19 protein-coding genes are annotated in these 16939 nt (G+C 60.3%); 6 read left to right on the forward strand and 13 right to left on the reverse strand.

Features of this window, described 5'->3' with window-relative positions:
• The coding region (locus tag PROAA_RS06935; protein ID WP_186410645.1) for a hypothetical protein at nucleotides 1-767 on the forward strand (767 nt) is incomplete at its 5' end.
• Nucleotides 768-1033: 266 nt separating this feature from the next.
• Here PROAA_RS06935 and PROAA_RS06940 read toward each other — a convergent pair.
• Genes PROAA_RS06940 through PROAA_RS06950 form a run of 3 tightly spaced genes read right to left on the reverse strand, consistent with a single transcriptional unit; the run spans nucleotide 1034 to nucleotide 3297 of the window.
• On the reverse strand, nucleotides 1034-2353 hold the full coding sequence (locus PROAA_RS06940; protein WP_186410646.1) for a ferredoxin reductase family protein: 1320 nt from the start codon (nucleotides 2351-2353) through the stop codon (nucleotides 1034-1036).
• Between the two features lie 22 nt (nucleotides 2354-2375).
• The gene (locus tag PROAA_RS06945) at nucleotides 2376-2867 is read right to left on the reverse strand and encodes a diheme cytochrome c (protein ID WP_186410647.1); all 492 of its coding nucleotides are present in this window, start codon (nucleotides 2865-2867) and stop codon (nucleotides 2376-2378) included.
• Between the two features lie 16 nt (nucleotides 2868-2883).
• Nucleotides 2884-3297: a DUF1924 domain-containing protein gene (locus PROAA_RS06950; RefSeq protein ID WP_245664197.1), complete on the reverse strand. Its 414-nt coding sequence runs from the start codon at nucleotides 3295-3297 to the stop codon at nucleotides 2884-2886.
• 132 nt (nucleotides 3298-3429) lie between these two features.
• Between PROAA_RS06950 and PROAA_RS06955 the strand changes: the two genes are divergently transcribed.
• The 5 genes from PROAA_RS06955 (at nucleotide 3430) to PROAA_RS06975 (ending at nucleotide 8754) form a co-directional block, all read left to right on the forward strand.
• Nucleotides 3430-3783 carry a PepSY domain-containing protein gene (locus tag PROAA_RS06955; protein ID WP_186410648.1) on the forward strand — a complete coding sequence of 118 codons (354 nt, stop codon included), beginning with the start codon at nucleotides 3430-3432 and terminating at the stop codon, nucleotides 3781-3783.
• A 17-nt stretch (nucleotides 3784-3800) separates the two neighbouring features.
• Complete coding sequence (locus PROAA_RS06960; RefSeq protein WP_186410649.1) at nucleotides 3801-4466, forward strand: response regulator transcription factor; 666 nt, start codon at nucleotides 3801-3803, stop codon at nucleotides 4464-4466.
• 23 nt (nucleotides 4467-4489) lie between these two features.
• Complete coding sequence (locus PROAA_RS06965) at nucleotides 4490-5881, forward strand: sensor histidine kinase (RefSeq protein ID WP_245664198.1); 1392 nt, start codon at nucleotides 4490-4492, stop codon at nucleotides 5879-5881.
• Between the two features lie 297 nt (nucleotides 5882-6178).
• Nucleotides 6179-7150 (forward strand): hypothetical protein, encoded by a 972-nt coding sequence (locus PROAA_RS06970; protein WP_186410650.1) that lies wholly within the window; start codon nucleotides 6179-6181, stop codon nucleotides 7148-7150.
• Between the two features lie 239 nt (nucleotides 7151-7389).
• Nucleotides 7390-8754 carry a lytic transglycosylase domain-containing protein gene (locus tag PROAA_RS06975; protein WP_186410651.1) on the forward strand — a complete coding sequence of 455 codons (1365 nt, stop codon included), beginning with the start codon at nucleotides 7390-7392 and terminating at the stop codon, nucleotides 8752-8754.
• Between the two features lie 125 nt (nucleotides 8755-8879).
• Here PROAA_RS06975 and PROAA_RS06980 read toward each other — a convergent pair whose 3' ends face one another.
• From PROAA_RS06980 to PROAA_RS07025, 10 genes are all read right to left on the reverse strand, one after another.
• Nucleotides 8880-9284: a bacteriohemerythrin gene (locus PROAA_RS06980; protein ID WP_186410652.1), complete on the reverse strand. Its 405-nt coding sequence runs from the start codon at nucleotides 9282-9284 to the stop codon at nucleotides 8880-8882.
• Nucleotides 9285-9301: 17 nt separating this feature from the next.
• Nucleotides 9302-9724 carry a hypothetical protein gene (locus tag PROAA_RS06985; RefSeq protein WP_186410653.1) on the reverse strand — a complete coding sequence of 141 codons (423 nt, stop codon included), beginning with the start codon at nucleotides 9722-9724 and terminating at the stop codon, nucleotides 9302-9304.
• 10 nt (nucleotides 9725-9734) lie between these two features.
• Nucleotides 9735-10436 carry a hypothetical protein gene (locus PROAA_RS06990; RefSeq protein WP_186410654.1) on the reverse strand — a complete coding sequence of 234 codons (702 nt, stop codon included), beginning with the start codon at nucleotides 10434-10436 and terminating at the stop codon, nucleotides 9735-9737.
• Nucleotides 10437-10446: 10 nt separating this feature from the next.
• The gene (gene dsrP, locus PROAA_RS06995) at nucleotides 10447-11673 is read right to left on the reverse strand and encodes a sulfate reduction electron transfer complex DsrMKJOP subunit DsrP (protein ID WP_186410655.1); all 1227 of its coding nucleotides are present in this window, start codon (nucleotides 11671-11673) and stop codon (nucleotides 10447-10449) included.
• A 10-nt stretch (nucleotides 11674-11683) separates the two neighbouring features.
• Nucleotides 11684-12631: a 4Fe-4S dicluster domain-containing protein gene (locus tag PROAA_RS07000; protein ID WP_186410656.1), complete on the reverse strand. Its 948-nt coding sequence runs from the start codon at nucleotides 12629-12631 to the stop codon at nucleotides 11684-11686.
• 776 nt (nucleotides 12632-13407) lie between these two features.
• Nucleotides 13408-13620 (reverse strand): hypothetical protein, encoded by a 213-nt coding sequence (locus PROAA_RS07005; protein WP_186410657.1) that lies wholly within the window; start codon nucleotides 13618-13620, stop codon nucleotides 13408-13410.
• Nucleotides 13617-14426 (reverse strand): DUF2092 domain-containing protein, encoded by an 810-nt coding sequence (locus PROAA_RS07010; protein ID WP_186410658.1) that lies wholly within the window; start codon nucleotides 14424-14426, stop codon nucleotides 13617-13619. Before PROAA_RS07010 ends, PROAA_RS07005 begins: the two co-directional genes overlap by 4 nt.
• A 135-nt stretch (nucleotides 14427-14561) precedes the next feature.
• Nucleotides 14562-14966, reverse strand: coding sequence for a hypothetical protein (locus PROAA_RS07015; protein WP_186410659.1), 405 nt, complete (start codon nucleotides 14964-14966; stop codon nucleotides 14562-14564).
• Between the two features lie 151 nt (nucleotides 14967-15117).
• Complete coding sequence (locus PROAA_RS07020) at nucleotides 15118-16047, reverse strand: branched-chain amino acid ABC transporter permease (protein ID WP_186410660.1); 930 nt, start codon at nucleotides 16045-16047, stop codon at nucleotides 15118-15120.
• Nucleotides 16044-16931, reverse strand: coding sequence for a branched-chain amino acid ABC transporter permease (locus tag PROAA_RS07025; RefSeq protein ID WP_186410661.1), 888 nt, complete (start codon nucleotides 16929-16931; stop codon nucleotides 16044-16046). Before PROAA_RS07025 ends, PROAA_RS07020 begins: the two co-directional genes overlap by 4 nt.
• Between the last annotated feature and the right edge of the window lie 8 nt (nucleotides 16932-16939).

Genomic DNA, 16939 nt, shown 5'->3' on the forward strand with positions numbered 1-16939 from the left:
GGCTGGAAGTTGCCGTGCTCGTGGTTGCCGGTGGCGGTCTGCTGATTGCGCATCCGCTTGTAGTCGGTATCTGGCCGTGGTCGCTGGCGCCGTTCAATCTGCGTTTCCTTGGGGCGCTATACACCGCCGCTTTGCTGGCGGCCTTCCTCCAGTCCTGGTACGGAAAGTGGGCGCCGGCCCGGACAGTGACGACGATGATCTTCGTCTTTACGCTGGTGGTGACGGTCTGCTCCTTCCTGCACCGGGATCGCTTCGATCCCGCCAAGGCGGAAGCCTGGGTCTGGTTCGCTCTCTACATTGGCGTTTGCCTGAATGCCGGTGCGCATCTCTGGTGGTATCGCAGCGTTCCGGCGGCAGGCCGACCGCCGGCGTCCCGCTCGTGGGCCGCTCTGCTCGCCCAAGCCCTCGTGCTCGGCGCCTACGGGCTCGCGCTTCTGATCATCCCTGAACAGGCCGCCCGTCTCTGGCCGTGGAAGATTGACGCCTTTCATGCCCAACTCTACAGCGTCACCTTCCTGACCCCGGCGGTCGGCGCCCTGTCGCTGTTACGGTCAGCGACCCGCATCGACTGGTTTACGCTGGGCATCACGCAACTGGCCTGGGGGCTGCTGCCGATTCTTGCGCTGGTGATCGTCGATCTCCAGGTGCATCGCGTGGATTGGCTCGCGTGTCTGCTGTGGATCTGGATCGGGATGTTCGTGATGACGGCAGCGATGGGCGTCTGGATGCTGCGGATGGCAGCAAGCGAGTCTGTGTCTTCCAGGTGAAGGCCGCCGGATTAGGGTGGCTTTTGAATTCCGTTGATGTCCGATGACCTGGCAAGGGGCAATCGCCCAGCCTGCCTGCATCGCTGCATTGCAGTAGAGTCGCGCCTTTACCGAGCCGCAGATGATTCCAATTCCATTTCATCAGTGATATTGCGTTGGCTTTCGAATTCGCTCCTAGCCGTGCCAAATGCACTGTCTTTGTCGCTCATTTGTCTCCGCCTTGTCTCACTTTCGAACTGGGATTGGAATGGCATCCAGCTGACCGACTAGCGCAGCTCGAAAGCTTCCTGATGGAAGCGCAGGCGACCGTTCCAGGAATCCGGCAAGCCCTTCTTCAAGGCGTTGGCGAGTCCGCTTGGGCCGCAGAACCAGACTTCGGCTTTCTTCTGTTGTCCTTCGGCAAGTTTGAGCGAGTCAGCCGTCAAGACATCGCCGTGCCTGTCGCTATGAACGTACAGCCGAATGCCGGGCAGCGCGGCGCATAGTGCTTGCAGGCGGGCAACGAACGGATCGCCTTCGCGATTGCGCGTGCAGTAGTGGAGGTCGGCATCGCGTGCTTCGGCAGGATGCGTTTGCAGCGATTCCAGCCAGGACAGGAAGGGCGTTACGCCAACTCCGCCGGCCACCCAAATTTGACGGCTGCCGGGGTTGTTGCGGTCGAGCTGGAAGCAGCCGTAAGGCCCTTCGATCTTGACCTTCTGGCCGGCGCGAACTCGTTGCGCAAGATCTTGCGTGTAGTTGCCCAGCGCCTTGATGTAGAAGGTGATTACCCGGTCGCCCCGGTCGGCGCTGGCGATGGTGAAGGGGTGCGCGCCTTCGATCCAGTCGAAGGTGACGAAGGCGAACTGCCCGGCACGATGGCTCTTCCATTGTTCATCGAGGCGGCAGGTGAGTTCGGTCACATCGCCTTCGTTCTTGACCGAGACTACGGAGCCATTGACCTGGCGGCGACGCCCGATCAATCCGGCCAGCACGATAACGCTGGCAACCACGCCGACCGCAAGCACAACGGCCAACAGCGCGCCAACCGGTTGCGACCAGTAGGCGGGCGGTGCCAGCATCATCGCGTGAAAGGCCAGCATCAGGTACAGCGCCGGCATGATCCGGTGCAGGTGACGCCAGATGTGGTAAGGGAAACGGCGCCACAAGGTGATGACCAGCATCGCCAGGACGATGTACAGCGCCGGTTCGCCGAGGTCGGCGGCAAACTCGCGCAACACTTCGAGCAATCCGGTGTATCTGATTTTCGGCAAGCGGCCTTGCGCGCCGATAAGCGTTTTGATCAATCCGCCCGACTGCTTGATCAGCCAGTGGCTGGCGCCAAAACCGATGGCCAGGATGCCCGACCACTTGTGCAGTCGATAAATGCGGTCCAGTCCGCCGAGCGGCTTTTCCAGCCAGTCCGGGCGGGTGGCCAGAAGCATGGAAAGCGACATCAGGAAAATCGAGAACAGCCCTGTGAGATAGAGTCCTTGCTGACGAAGGATCCATGGCAGAGCGCTGTGCTCCGGAAAATTCGTTACTGTCAGTGCCAGTCCCCAGGCGGCAGCAACGACCGCCAGCAGGGAAATAAGGATGGTCTTCATTGTGTGTTCTTATTCAGGTTTGTTATTCGTCATAGTAACCGCGCTCGGCGTCGACATGACAGGCCAGGCAATTGGACTTGGTGCGCACGTCCTTGCGCTTCCATGTCCGGGTTGAAATCCCGTTGTGCTCACGCACCCACTTCGGCAGCTCGGTAATGCGCAATGGAGGATTCTCCAAGGACACGCCACGCATCAGTTTTCCGCCATAGCGCTGGCCGCCGGTATCCGCGGCATTTTCGACGAGGTAGCCCGTGATCCGTTCGGCGGTGGCTGGAGCAACACTGGCATCGGTGCCGAAGTGCTTGTCGAGTTCGCCCATCATGCGCTTCCAGGAACTGGCCGGGAGCATTGACGGTGCATAGGCGAGGTGGCAACTGCCGCATTCCTCGCGCACGACCGGGTCGGTCACCGGCGGGAAGTAATGCTCGCCTCCAGCCAGCGCCCGTTGCAGGAAAATCCCCGAGCAGACCATGCCAAGAAGACCAAGAACGATGGGGCGATAGGGAATATTCATGGTGGTTTCCTTTCGTCTATTGACTGATCATGTAGCTTAGCCAGTCGCCCTTTTCGAGCGCTGTGCATTCGCGGCCGAGAACGTCATTGCAGTTGCGCTTGAACCATTTTTCAACCTTCGCCGGGTCGGAGTAACGGGTGGGCGTGACCGAGATGGCGACTGCATCGATTGGCTTGCCAGTTGTCGTTCGCCCGGCACGGCGCGGGTCGTTGCCGTGGCAGGACGTACAGCTTGGCGTATCCGGCTTGCCGCTATGAAACGTCGCGAAATGAAGCTTCTCGCCACGTGACGCAGAAAAGCCCGAAAATCCCGGCGATGCCGCTTTGGCTGCGGCGGCATACTGGCTCAACAGTTCTTCGCGTGGCGAGGCAAGACCGGCGACAGGCAGCATCAAGGCAATCAGTGCGACGGTGACAAATGCTGGGTTCAAGAGGTACTCCTTTCATGGTGTTGTACGTACTTTGCCGTGCCGTGCCTGAACACAGGCTGAATTGTCTGTTCATCAGCAGTTCAGCTTCGCCGGGTTACAAGGGGGCAGTTGATCGACAATTCAGGAGGCGCGATGGGAGCGACAGGCAAATGCAGAAAGGTACTGGCGGCGCTGGCGGCCGGACTGCTCCTTGCCCCGATTCTGCCCGGCCACGCCGACGATTGGCGCGACGGTCGGCGCGACCATGATCGCGCACGCCGGGCGCTTGAAGCCGGCGAGATTCTGCCGTTGGATACGGTGCTTGAAAGGGTTGCCAGGGATACACCGGGCCGCGTCATGGAGGTCGAGCTGGAACGCGAGCACGGGCGCTGGGTGTATGAAATCCGGTTGTTGCGTTCGGGTGGCGTTTTGATCAAGCTGTTGGTTGATGCCCGTGATGGAACGGTCATCAAGCAGCGGGATTATGGTCCGCGTGCAAATCACTGATCGGGAGATACGGACGAATGCGCATTCTGGTTGTTGAGGATGAGCCCAGCATTGCGGCACAGCTCAGCGAGGCACTGACTGCTGCCGGGTATGCGGTCGATGTGGCGGACAATGGAGTCGATGCGCATTGGCAGGCGGTCGACGAGGGCCAGCCTTTTGATGCAGTTGTTCTCGATCTGGGCCTGCCGCAGATGGATGGGCTCACCGTTCTGAAGAAATGGCGGGCCGCCGGGCGAAGCATGCCGGTACTGATTCTCACCGCGCGCGACAACTGGCACGAGAAAGTGGCCGGGATTGACGCCGGCGCCGATGATTACCTGACCAAACCATTTCATATGGAAGAACTGCTGGCTCGACTGCGTGCGCTGATTCGTCGGGCAGGCGGCCACGCCAGCGCCGAACTGGTGTGCGGCGATATCGTGCTCGACACCCGGCACAGTCGCGTCACCGTGGGTGGGCTAGCGCTGACGCTGACCAGCCACGAATACCGCGTTCTGGACTATCTGATGCATCACCCGGGACAGCTGGTTTCGCGCAGCGATCTGATCGAACACATTTATGCCCAGGACTTTGATCGCGATTCCAATACGGTCGAAGTCTTCATCGCTCGATTGCGCAAGAAACTGCCCGCAGACGCGATCGAAACGGTGCGTGGTCTCGGCTATCGTCTCGTCGTGCCATGAAGGGTGCGAGTACGGGCGAAGGTGTGAAATACAACACAATGGCGTTGCGTGGCTCGCTGCGCCTGCGCCTGTTGCTCGGTACACTGGTCTGGATCGCCGTGTCGATCATCGTCGCCGGCTGGATGCTGGGTGGCCTGTTCAGGCAACACGTGGCGCGGCAGTTTCACACCGAACTCAATACGCATCTCGATCAGCTCGCGGCACATCTTGCGGTCGATCAGGCAGGGCAGTTGTCCCTGCCTGCCACGCCAAGCGATCCGCGCTTCAGCAAACCGCATTCGGGCATGTACTGGCAGGTCGATCGAATCGGTGTCATGCCGGGCGGTGCCGCGGGCATTCTGCGTTCACGGTCGCTCTGGGACGAGGTGCTCAAGGTGCCGTCCGACACTCTGGCCGATGGCGAGATTCATCAGCATCGCGTTCCCGGCCCCGGAAAGAAAATGCTGGGCATGGTCGAGCGCGTGATTACCCTTGCCGACGCGCCGGATCAATCCGCCAAAACGTTCCGCTTGATCGTTGCCGCCGATGAACACCAGATGGCCGAGCCGATAGAGCACTTCGACCAAATGCTCTGGCTGGCGCTGGGTCTGCTGGGCGGCGGACTGGCGCTCTCCGCAGTGATTCAGGTGTTGATCGCGCTGTTGCCGCTCAGGCGAATGCAGGGCGCCCTGGCGGCGGTGCGCAGTGGGCAAACAAACCGGTTGGAAGGCCAATTCCCGCAGGAGGTCCGGCCCCTGGTCGAAGACTTCAACAGCGTACTGACGCAGAACGCCGAAGTGGTTGAGCGGGCGCGAACGCAGGCTGGAAATCTGGCGCATGCTCTGAAGACGCCGTTGAGCGTTATCGCCAATGCAACCAGTTCCCGTGCCGACGACACGGCGCAACTGGTTTCGGAGCAGGTCGCAGTGGCGAGAAAACAGATTGACTATCATCTGAGCCGGTCAAGACTGGCCGCTTCGGTACGCGTTCCCGGCGCACGGACGTCGGTTGTGCCCGTGCTCGACGGTTTGGTGCGGGTGATGCGGCGAATCCATGCGGAGCGCAACCTCGAACTGATCGTACGCCCACACAACGAGCTCCCGGACTTCCGCGGAGAAGAACAGGATCTACAGGAGATGCTGGGCAACCTGCTCGATAACGCCTGCAAGTGGGCGGCGAAGCGCGTTGACGTGTCGCTGGCAGTCGCGGCTGACGAACTCCTGATCATGATCGACGACGACGGTCGCGGCATCGCGGAAGCGGAACAGCAGCGAGTCCTGAACCGTGGCGAGCGGGCGGATGAACGCGTGCCCGGATCCGGTCTCGGTCTGGCGATCAGCGTCGATCTGGCACACCTTTACGGCGGGCGGGTCGCGCTGGCGGTTTCACCGCTGGGCGGATTGCGAGTGGTGCTGGCGCTGCCGAAGGCTGCCTAGCATCACGAAGACGTAGACGACGAAAACCCTGCTCGTAAAGACGGTCACCAGCCGCTCAGGGGCAAACGACCTCAATCCGGCGATTCAGTGAACGACCACTCCTCTTGCCGGTCTGATCGCGATCGGCACGTTGCAGACGGTGTATTTCGCCACCGATCCCGCCGCCGTTGCCGCCCGACCGGCGAAGTTTGCCGCACGTTATCGCCTGACCTGCGCGGGGCCATGATTTCCTGATGGCTCAAGCGATGGCATGCACCTTGCAGCAGTCTGTTTCCCCTGACTAGCAAGGAGTGAGAAATGAAGATCGAACAATCCGCCGTGTCGATGAATGCCGACCATCGGCTCACCAGCGAATACGAGGCCAGGCTCGAATCCAGAATCAGCTTCCGCACTCTTTTCGATGGCGTGGCGCAGACCGGAGAATCGCCGGCGAGTGGCGAAACGGATCGCCAGACTCGTCTCCTAATGATGATCGAGGCCCTTCTTGCCCGACTACTGGCATTGATTTCCGGCAAGCATAATTCATTGATGAGCGACGTGTGCGCGCTGCTCGGAACGGAGATACCGAAAGGCGGCGCCGGACGTCCGCTACGGGCGCTCGAGATGGAATGGAATAACGAATTCACCCAAATCTTTCGCGAACACGAGCGTTCCGATTTTTCATCGACAGGCAAAATCCGTACGGCCGATGGCCGTTCGCTCGACTTCAAGCTCGAACTGGCCATGTGTCGCAACTTCGAGTGCGAGCGAAAGGCTGTCGATAGCGGCAAGGCGGTAGTACTGCGCGACCCCCTGGTGATCAACTTCGACGGCAAGGCCACCGAGCTGTCGGGGAAGCGCTTCGCGTTCGACCTCGACGCGGATGGCAAGAGCGAATCGATTGACACTCTGGGCAGTTGCAGCGGCTACCTGGCCATCGATCGCAACGGCGATGGCCGCATCAATGACGGCAGTGAACTGTTCGGCACCCGCTCCGGAAACGGCTTTGCCGACCTTGCGGCCTTCGACGGCGACGGCAACCACTGGCTCGACGAGGCCGACGCCGCGTTCGCCACTCTGCGCATCTGGCAGCCTGATGGCGTCAGGCAGGATATGCTGAGTACCTTGCGTGACAAGGGTGTCGGCGCGCTCTATCTGGGTTCGGCCGAGACGCCCTTCTCGCTCACCGACAGCGACAACCGGCCGCTTGCGCAGATCCGCGCGAGCGGCATCTACCTGTGCGAAGACGGCAGCGTCGGTACGCTGCAACAGGTTGATCTGGCTGTTTAGCGGCACTTGGCTCCGGAAGAGGGGTGGGTGATCAGCGATTACCATAAAGTGGGTTGTGATTCAGACGCCATGGGGGATTTTGAGTTGAAACGAGACATTGACCGGAGCACGGCGGTCGATGATACTCAATTCGAACAGAAATTGACCGGGGTCCGGTGTTTGAGAATACTCAGGGCCGGGCCCTGAAATTACCACTATGGTGACGCGGCCGTGAGATTACTGACCCTGGGAATATCGCCATGAAGCCTCTCGTTCCGCTGTTCCTCGTTCTGCTCTTGGGTCTGGTGACGCCTGGTCAGGCGCGCGACGCCGGGCCAAATCCCTGGGAGGTGCTTGGCGACGTGCTGCGCAAGGGCAAGCCGGCACCGGTGGACGCTGCGCGCCCGGCCGCGCCGGTCTCGAAGGTCGAGGCGTCCGAGTTGTGGGATGCCTTTCTGACGAATGTGGTCAAGCGCTCTGCGGGCGAGTCGGGTGATGCGAGCCGGCGCCAGGAGTTCCTGTTCGTCTTGCTCAGCGGCCGATACGACGGCTTGTCGATGCTGGCCAGCGAGGCCCCCGTTTCCGACCCGCTGCGGGAGCTTTTTGTGCTGAGCTGGGATCGACTCGCACCGGCCCTTCGGAATCTAGCCGGCGACCTTGACGCGAAAGCGGCGAATCCCTTTCGGGCACTCGCGGAAGCCGGTGATGCCTTGAAGAAGGCGCAAGGTTTCGGCGATTCTCTGGGCATCCACATTACACCGGAAACTTTGCGCCAACTGGCCCGCTTGGTCCTGCCCGCGAAGGCCGGCGACCCGCTCGCCTACGATCTCGCTCTCGACCCCGAGCTGCGCCGCGTCTTCGGCTTCGGCGCCCCGCTACCGCCTGCCGAGCCAAGCCTGCTGCTCAGCGTCAGTCTGCCCTCGCTACCGAGCAACCCCTTGAGCTGGCTGATGCCGACGGCCTTCGCGGCGCCACTCGCAGCTCCGCTGCCGTTCGACCCTGAGACGGCTGCTCTGGCCAAGCGTCTGAACAACTGGCTGCCGACGCCAAGCGAGTTGCCTGACTATTTGCTCGAGATGCGCACACTGCTACAGCGCACGGCCGATACTACGCTCAAGCAGCGCGAGAGTGCGGGGCGCGCGCTTGCCGAGCCGTTCCACGCGCTCTATCGCCATCTGGTGCTCGCCACGGCCTGGCAGGAGAGTTGCTGGCGTCAGTTCGTGCGCCGGAAGGGAAAGGTGCAGCCGATCCAGTCGGGAGTGGGAGCGGTCGGGCTGATGCAGGTATACCCGGTCGTCTGGCGCGGCTTTTACGATGTCACCGGGCTGCAGACCGACGTCGGCTATAACGGTCGCGCAGGCGCCGAAATCCTGCATCACTACTTGCGCGACTACGCGATCGGAAAGCGCGAGCACACCGCTGTCGGCGATGCCGATAATCTCGCCCGTGGTACCTACGCGGTCTATAACGGTGGGCCAGGTCATCTGACGCGCATCAGCAAGCCGAAGCTGCGAGCCGACCTGCGCGAGATCGACAACTCGTTCTTCGAGAAGTATCAGGCGGTGAAGGCCGGCAACGAGTTGGATGTCGGGAAATGCTTCACTGGCTTGGACTTGCCGCGATGAAACGGCGTAGGTGCGCTACGGTAGACCACGAGGATAGCAGTTGTACCGAGCCCAGAACGCCGTGGGCAATTGCGGCGTAGATCATCTCGATTGTTTCGGGCGCGGCTTTTTCAGCGCCGCGGGCTCTAGTCGGTTGGCGAACTGGCGGCGCAGGCGCGATACCTCTCGGCGGAGTCCAGGATATGTCCGACCCACCAGAAAATCAGAAATTTCTGGAGTTCGAGTTTGTCGAAGTTATCCGTCGTGACGATCTCGGCCACCAGATATTCGAATTCGTCGCACTCGTTCCTGTGCTCTTCGAGCGTGGGGCAGGCGCAATCGACGAGCAAGTCTTCCTCGCTCGAGAAGTGCTCGCGCGCTCGAGCCGTAAGCTCGTTGAAGAGCGTGTGGAATTTCAGGTCGCTCTCCGGGTCGGTGCCAACGACGTGGTCGGCAAGGGCATTGCATTGCGCCAGAATCGCTTGGTGCTGATCGTCGAGAATTTCATTCCCCACGCTGTAGCGTGGATTCCATTGCACTTGATTCGGCACGGCCAATCTCCCGTTCGTCAAAATCCAAGCGACTCGACCACGGCGACGAGGTCGGCGAAGCTGACGGCTTCGAGCTTTGTTGCCAGAGCCACCTTGTCCAGCCCATCGCATTCGAATCTGGTCAGACCGACCTCGAATGGTAGCTCGCTGATCTCCAGCGGCGACATGAAACCAATTTGGCAGATATGGGCAAGGCACAGACGTTCGGGTTCGGTGAGTTCCAATCCGTGATGCTTAAGAATTTCCATGTATCGTTCGGCTGTGCGGTTGAGCTTGCCGCTGATTTCCATGGTGTTCTTTTGCCCCTCCGCGAGAATCGCGAGCGGAGGCCCGAAGAAGACGTTGGTCTTTCCGACAACTCTGGTTTTTGCCGACTTCGTAAGGGCAGGGGCAACCCAGGTGGGGTCGCCCCTGACCGGTTTTTCGGATGAGTCCGACATCAGCGCTACATCAGTGCGGAATCGGATGCAGCTTCTCGTGCCCGGCGTCCTTCATGCCCCTCGACAGCTGGGGCGGCGGCTCCGGCTGCAGCTTGACGAAGCCGCGATTGCGCGCGCCATCCTGCACGTTGTGCGGGTTGTGGCACTCGGTGCAGGTGAACCAGCGCTTCTTGCCGGTGCTGGTGAACTCGCCGATGCGCTTGCCGTGGATGCCATCGCGCCAGTCGCGCAGCTTGTCGCCGTGGCACTTGCCACACAAGAGCTGCGGCTGGTCGAAGCTGATCGGATCGCCGAAGTGGTCGACCAGCTTGTTGCGCTGCGTAGTGTGGTGGCAGTCCATGCACCAGATGCGGCCGCGCCCGTGCTCGAAGTTCGCGAGGTCGGGCACCATTGCGGCCATGGTCGGAATCGGCGCCGGCCTCTTGTCCTTCGGCACGGTGCTATCAAAGGGGTCGCCGTACCAGAGCGCGGCGCCGGTGGTCGGCGAGCACTTGACGTTGGGCCAGCCGGGCTTGACGTCCTTCTGGGTGATCTCGGAGGCGCCCTTGCGGCTTTCGAAGCAGACCAGCGGCTCTTTCGCAGCTTCCTCCTTGGCGGGTTCCGCCTGCGCCGCGGCCTCTTTTGCAGCTGCCGGTTTTTCCGCAGCAAAGACGGCGTAGAGGGTGCTGCCGCACAGCGCGACAACCACAGAATAAATAGCAAGTTTTTTCATGATCGTTGCCTCACTTCGCTGCAACGGCCTGGGTGCCGCCGTATTTTATTTCGCCCAGAAGGATGCCGATGGCGCCCTTCAACAGGATGGTCAGGATGAAGAAACCGAAGGCCCAGATGCCGAGGGTCAGTAGCCACTCGACGAAGCTTGGGTGGTACTCGGTGACTTCGCCGATCGGCGAGGGGATGTAGCCGGGGACGATCAAGCCCATGCCCTTCTCGATCCAGATGCCGGCAAAGGCCATCGTGCAGGGAATCTGCAGCTTGTTGAAGTCATTGCGGAACGACGGCATGAAGAGCATCACGAACGCGACGATCATCAGGACCACCGAACTCCAGAACCATGGCACCAGCCCGGTCAGGCCGTGCAGGCCGAACATCAGGTAGTAAAGGCCGTTGGCGTGCTCGGTGCGGGCATAGAGCTCGACGACGACTTCGGACATGGTCAGGAAGATGGCGATACCCAGGCAGAACTGGACGATCGTGGTGAGCAGCTTGATCGCGCTGTCGTCGACCCAGAATCTGGTGTTGTTGCGGATGATCAGGAAGATCAGGATGATCAGACAGGGGCCGGCGGCGAAAGCGGTGGCGATGAAGCGGATCGGCATCATGCTATGGAACCACATCGGGCGCGCCGGGTTGTTGGCCATCAGGAAGGCCGTCACGGTGTGAATCGACAGAGCCCAGGCGATGGCGACATAGACCAGGGGGATGAACCATTTGCTGTTGACCGGCTTGCCGGTGTACTTGCACCACAGGTAGTAAAAGCCGCAGATGGCGTTGAGAACGAGATAGCCGTTGAGTACCAGCACGTCCCAGCCCAGCATCGACGAAAAGCTGTAGATGCCCAGTGGTGGAATCATGTGCCAAAGGCGGTCGGGGCGGCCCATGTGGGCGAAGACGAACACCATCACCATGATCACCGCCGAGATAGCCAGCATCTCGCCCAGAACGGCCACCTTGTGCATGCCTTCGTGATGATAAACGTAGGCCGGGAAGACGATGGTCACCGCCCCGGCGGCCACACCCACCAGGAACACCAGGTTGGCCAAGTACAGGCCGTCGCTGATCTGGCTGGTCATGCCGGTGACGATCAGGCCGTCGGTGTTCTGCAGGTAGAACACGTACATCATGGCGAGCATGAGCATCCCGAGGCAGCCCATCCAGGCATAGAACTTCGTACCTCCCTTGAGGACGTATCGTGTGTAATCTGCAGCGAAACTGGTCAGTTGTTGCACGGCTCGCTCCTCAGTCGTAGAAGTAGAAGAATTTCGGGAAGGTATTGAGCTCGGCCTTCAGGCGGAATACGTTCTTCCTGGCCAGGATCAGGCTCACTTCGCTTTCCGGGTCGAGCAGGTTGCCGAACTTGCGGGCGCCGACCGGGCAGACCTCGACGCACGCCGGGTAGCGGTCGTGGCGGGTGCGCTGCAGGCACCAGTGGCACTTCTCGACGACGCCGCGCATGCGCGGCCGGTTGCCCATGTAGTGCGTCACCGGGTTCATCGCTTGCTTCGGCAGGACGGGCGTGGTGAGGTTGAATCGGCGCGCCCAGTAGGGGCAGGCATTCATGCACATCTTGCAGCCGATGCACCAGTTGTAGTCGATGACGACCACGCCATCCCCTTCGCGGAAGGTTGTGCGTACCGGGCAGACCTTGACGCAGGGCGGCTTTTCGCATTGCATGCAGGCGATCGGCATGTATGTAGCGTCTTTTTCCGGGACCGCTTCAGGCTCGTAGTAGTATTGCCCTTCGAGTACCTGGCCGGCGGGGGAGTAGGCGTTGCCGCCGACCTGGATGCCCAGGCCCTCGGGATAGCCGTGGTTCATCTTGTCCTGCGAGAACTCGCCGCGCTCCATGCGCAGCACCTGGATCCACTCGATCTTCTCGCCCGGCCGCGTGCCGCGCGACTGGTTGTTCTCTTCGACGCAGGCATGCACGCAACGGCGGCAGCCGATGCACTTGCGGATGTTCAGCGCGTAGCCCATGAGTACGCCCGGCTGCGCCTCGGTGCCATCGACGGTGACCTTCTTGTCGTACTCAGCGGAATACCGCTTTTCAAGCCGGGCGCGCGCTTCGGCTTTCTCCTCGGGCGTCATCAGACGATAGTTCTTCTGGAAGTGCTCGGCCCATTCGATGGCGGCCTCGACATCGTCGGACTGGACCATCAGTGCCGCAGCACCCATCAGCGACGACATGCTGAGGGCTCCGCCCGCTTTCAGAAAGCTGCGGCGAGTGGTCGTTATGCCAGGTGCGGAAGGATCGGCTGACGCAAGTTGCGCCTGGCATTGGGAAGGCTTTTCCTGGACGGGCTCGGCTGAGGGGCGCTCTTTAGTGGTCACAATTGGCTCCGGTAAAGGGTAGTGATTTCATGCAGGCAGGTCACGCGGACCGGAATCCAGGTTGGGCTGCTGCCACTCGGGAGTCACGGTGTGATCGAAAATGAATACCTCAATCAAGCAGTAGGCGGTGCTTGCCCTGGAAGCGATTTGGAGAGGTATACCAGCGACGCGCATTTCTGTATTTGATAGTGATCAATACTGCTGAAGCAAGTCGGGTTATATTTGTGAGCTTCGGCGAGAATTGAGCCGTGTGCGATTGAAAGAGCATACATCGCTGAGCGAGCTGGAGCAAGCGCCCAGCGTTGCGCCCAGCGTTGCGAGCGACCCCGGCCTGATCAGCTTCGCTGACCATTCCTTGGCAGCCGCGCTACACGGAGACCGCCAATTTGTACGGCAACGCACCCGGAAATAATGCGGTTCTCAGGCATGCTCTTGTCGTCCCGACTGGCGACCCCTGGTTGGTTCGAACCCAGCCCCTTTTGAACCCACCTTCTGACCTCTTGACGCGTGGCACAACTCCGTCCGGGACGGGTTGTGCTGGCTGATTCACCGTTGGCCAGCTTGCGCGTGGCGCCTGCCTTGCCGAAGGTGGAGTAGCGTGATGCGGCGCTCCGTCTTCGGGAGTTGCTTGCCTAGCAGTAATAGACCCCAACGGCGCAACGTCGCACGGTACGACGGGCCACGCCGGCATAGCTCACCGGCGTAAGAGGCCTGCCGACGATGGCTTCGGCGCTTGGGATGACGCCGTGAATCCCGGGCACCGAGAGCTGTTCGCCCAGTTCAGATCCGAGAATGATGATTGCGGTGGCAATCGCGAGAATTGCCACTGGTTTCAGCTTGGTCATTTTCTTTCTCCTTTGGTGAAGTGCTCGGGCAAGTCACCCGTACCTTTAAGATCCTCAAGCTTGACCATGCTGGCTTTGCTCGTATTCTTGAATTCGAAGCTGCTTGCGGCAACGGCCTTCCCGGTCTTCCAATCCCTGATCTGGATGCTGTAACTCGGCCCATTGGGCATGCTCTTGGAAGTGATGACATACCGGCAAGGGTAGGGCTTGTCGCCATGAGCGATCCAGATCTGCCAATCGACCTCTTTGCTTCGGAAGGCCAGTGAATCGCACTCGACGCCACCGATCACGCCACTGCCAAGATCCTTTATATCAACGACGTCCCGCATCAACTCATCGTATGAATTGGTCAGGAGAAGATCAGCAGCGGGAAGGGGGCGGCCGTATTTGTCCCTAAGCAAATCAACCAGTTGCCCAATAGACCCAGGCGCTTCAATCTGCGTGTACTTGTTCAGATTCTTGCCCAGGATGGTCAACGTTTTTCCGTCGAATGTCATGTCAACATCCGCAAATCCTCCTGAGCGAGTAGCGTGAAGCTTATCGGGCCGTTTGAGTGCGACCATGCCCGAACTCGCTATCCCGAGAATCTGGTCCTCGGCGGTAACGACCTCAAGGGTAGCGTCGTAGTTGAACGAGAGGGTTTGTTGTGCGGCCAGATAGTCCGACATGGCCTTGAGCAGTCGCTTGGCATCTGCTTCATCAGCGCTCGCGCCTGTTGATAACCCCAGGCCAAGCGCCACGGAAAGTGCAAGCACGGAAAGGCTGCGCGCGGAAAACTGTAATACATTGCGTACGGATAGGTTCATTCGGGATACCTTTATGAGCTGAGATACTGTGTTGGAAGCCTTACGGCTGATTCAGTTTAGCGCACATCTGGCCGGTCGGCACTGGTTTGACTGAACTTTATTCCGAGGCCGCATGTGCCCGCCAGCAAGTCTGTATCAGCTGGTCATCGCCTTGCATTCATTGGCCAAGGGGCGACCACTACTGGTGTCCATCAAGACACTTTTCCAGGGCAGGTCGATCCACAGCAAACCATTCTTCCGGTCCTCGAAGCGAGGGAGGCCGGAGGTGGAGTCGTAGCGCTGCAAAGTGTAGTGACTTCTCTGCCAATCGATTTCGATCAGGTTGGCATTGCGCGCATCGCGCTGAACTTCAACCTTTTGCCCGAGCTCGCAACGATAGATACCGCTGGCGAGCTTGAAATTCAACTGCTGCTGGCGGCCTTTGACGACTTCGTAGCGGGTAGAAGATGTCGCCGGCTGCGACCCAAACAACGAGCAGGCAGTCAGCGTGCCTGACAGGGTGGTCAGAGCGAGTATGTTGATCAGGTGATTAAGCGTCACGCGCAGTGCTTCCGGGTAGGGGCAGGCAAAATAGCATGACTTGCGACGGCCGGGCCGGATAGTTCGCAATCGTGATGGAGGTGGCGACAAGCGGCCCGATTGGAAGATGTCCGGTCCGTGTTGGCGTCGCTCATGCGTTTGATTTGCCTTTCTATGAGCCAACCATGCGCTTGTAGAGCGCCGATATTTCGCCGACGATCCCCCGGCGGAAGAGCAGGACGCAGATCACGAAGATGGTGCCCATGATGACGGTGACCAGCGAGCCGACCTTGTCGGCAAGTTCGTTCTGCAGACTCACGATCACCGTAGCCCCGACTACTGGGCCCAGCACCGTGCCCATGCCGCCGAGGATGGTCATCAGGACCACTTCTCCCGAGCTGTGCCAGTGGGCGTCGGTAAGCGTCGCGAACTTGAACACCAGCATCTTGGTCGCACCGGCCAGACCGGCCAGCCCGGCGGAAAGGACGAAGGCGAGCAGCTTGTATTTCGCTACATCGTAGCCGAGGGATATCGCCCGCGGTTCGTTCTCGCGGATCGCCTTCAGGATCTGGCCGAAAGGCGAATGGATAGTGCGATAGATCAGGCAGAAACCGAAGACGAAAATCGCCAGCACAAAATAGTAAAGATTCAGGTCGTTGGCCAAACTGATCAGCCCGAGGAGCTTGCCCCTGGGAACGCCCTGGAGGCCGTCCTCTCCGCCGGTAAAGGGCGCCTGCAGAAAGAAGAAATACACCATCTGCGCCAGCGCCAGCGTGACCATGGCGAAATAGATTCCGGTACGACGGATCGCCAGGCTGCCGACCACCCAGCCGAGCAGGGCAGATGCGGCAGCGCCAGCGAGAATTCCCAGTTCGGGTGGGAAACCCCACCCCTTGATCGCGTAACCGGCAACATAGGCGGCGGTTCCGAAGAAGGCGGCATGACCAAATGAGAGCAGCCCGGTATAGCCGAGCAGCAGGTTGAAGGCGCAGGCAAACAGCGCAAAACAGAGCACCTTCATGACCAGGACCGGGTAGACAAAGAATGGCAAGACGATGCCCAGTACAAGCAGGGCGAGGTAAGCGATTACCGTTCGGTTCATTTCTCTTTTCCGAACAATCCGGCCGGTCGTACCATCAGCACGATCGCCATGATGACGAAGACCACCGTGTTGGACGCCGCCGGGTAGAGCAGATTGGTTATCCCTTCGATCACACCAAGGCCGAGGCCGGTAATGATCGAGCCCAGGATAGAGCCCATGCCGCCGATGACCACCACGGCGAAGACCGTGATGATCAGATGCGAGCCCATCAGCGGGCTGACCTGAATCACCGGCGCTGCCAGCACGCCGGCGAACCCGGCCAGCGCTGCGCCAAAGCCATAGGTCAGCATTACCATTATCGGCACGTTGATGCCGAAGGCCTGGGTCAGCTGGGGATTTTCGGTGGCGGCGCGCAGATAGGCGCCCAGGCGGGTTTTCTCGATGCCGTACCACGTGGCGAAGCAGACCATCAGCGAAGCGAAAATGACCCAGCCACGATAGTAGGGCAGAAACATGAAGCCCAGGTTGAAGCCGCCCGCGAGTTGAGCGGGGATCTGGTACGGTTGTCCCGAGACGCCATAAGCATTGACGAACAAGCCCTCAATGACCAGTGCCAGGCCAAAGGTCAGCAGCAGGCCATAGAGATGATCGAGTTTGTAGAGCCAGCGCAGCATGCCGCGTTCGATCAGAACGCCGAACACGCCGATGGCCAGAGGAGCCAGGATCAGCGCAGGCCAGTAGCCGATTCCCATGTATTCGAGACCCATCCAGGCCAGGAATGCGCCCATCATGTAGAGGGCGCCGTGGGCAAAGTTGATGATGTTGAGCATGCCGAAGATAACCGCCAAACCGAGGCTGAGTACGGCGTAGAACGAACCGTTCACCAGGCCCAGCATCAGCTGGCCCATCAGCGCCTGGATCGGTATGTCGAAGAGTGCAGTCATGGCGTTTC

This window comes from Candidatus Propionivibrio aalborgensis (genome assembly GCF_900089945.1).
Classification (GTDB): domain Bacteria; phylum Pseudomonadota; class Gammaproteobacteria; order Burkholderiales; family Rhodocyclaceae; genus Propionivibrio; species Propionivibrio aalborgensis.

Excerpts from the sequence above, each read along its gene's own strand:
- PROAA_RS06960 (WP_186410649.1), top strand. The coding sequence starts at position 3,801 with ATGCGCATTCTGGTTGTTGAGGATGAGCCCAGCATTGCGGCACAGCTC.
- PROAA_RS06945 (WP_186410647.1), bottom strand. The coding sequence starts at position 2,867 with ATGAATATTCCCTATCGCCCCATCGTTCTTGGTCTTCTTGGCATGGTC.
- PROAA_RS07000 (WP_186410656.1), bottom strand. The coding sequence starts at position 12,631 with ATGTCGTCGCTGATGGGTGCTGCGGCACTGATGGTCCAGTCCGACGAT.
- PROAA_RS06940 (WP_186410646.1), bottom strand. The coding sequence starts at position 2,353 with ATGAAGACCATCCTTATTTCCCTGCTGGCGGTCGTTGCTGCCGCCTGG.
- PROAA_RS06955 (WP_186410648.1), top strand. The coding sequence starts at position 3,430 with ATGGGAGCGACAGGCAAATGCAGAAAGGTACTGGCGGCGCTGGCGGCC.
- PROAA_RS07010 (WP_186410658.1), bottom strand. The coding sequence starts at position 14,426 with ATGAACCTATCCGTACGCAATGTATTACAGTTTTCCGCGCGCAGCCTT.
- PROAA_RS07025 (WP_186410661.1), bottom strand. The coding sequence starts at position 16,931 with ATGACTGCACTCTTCGACATACCGATCCAGGCGCTGATGGGCCAGCTG.
- PROAA_RS07005 (WP_186410657.1), bottom strand. The coding sequence starts at position 13,620 with ATGACCAAGCTGAAACCAGTGGCAATTCTCGCGATTGCCACCGCAATC.
- PROAA_RS07020 (WP_186410660.1), bottom strand. The coding sequence starts at position 16,047 with ATGAACCGAACGGTAATCGCTTACCTCGCCCTGCTTGTACTGGGCATC.
- PROAA_RS06985 (WP_186410653.1), bottom strand. The coding sequence starts at position 9,724 with ATGTCGGACTCATCCGAAAAACCGGTCAGGGGCGACCCCACCTGGGTT.
- PROAA_RS06990 (WP_186410654.1), bottom strand. The coding sequence starts at position 10,436 with ATGAAAAAACTTGCTATTTATTCTGTGGTTGTCGCGCTGTGCGGCAGC.
- PROAA_RS06970 (WP_186410650.1), top strand. The coding sequence starts at position 6,179 with ATGAAGATCGAACAATCCGCCGTGTCGATGAATGCCGACCATCGGCTC.
- PROAA_RS06975 (WP_186410651.1), top strand. The coding sequence starts at position 7,390 with ATGAAGCCTCTCGTTCCGCTGTTCCTCGTTCTGCTCTTGGGTCTGGTG.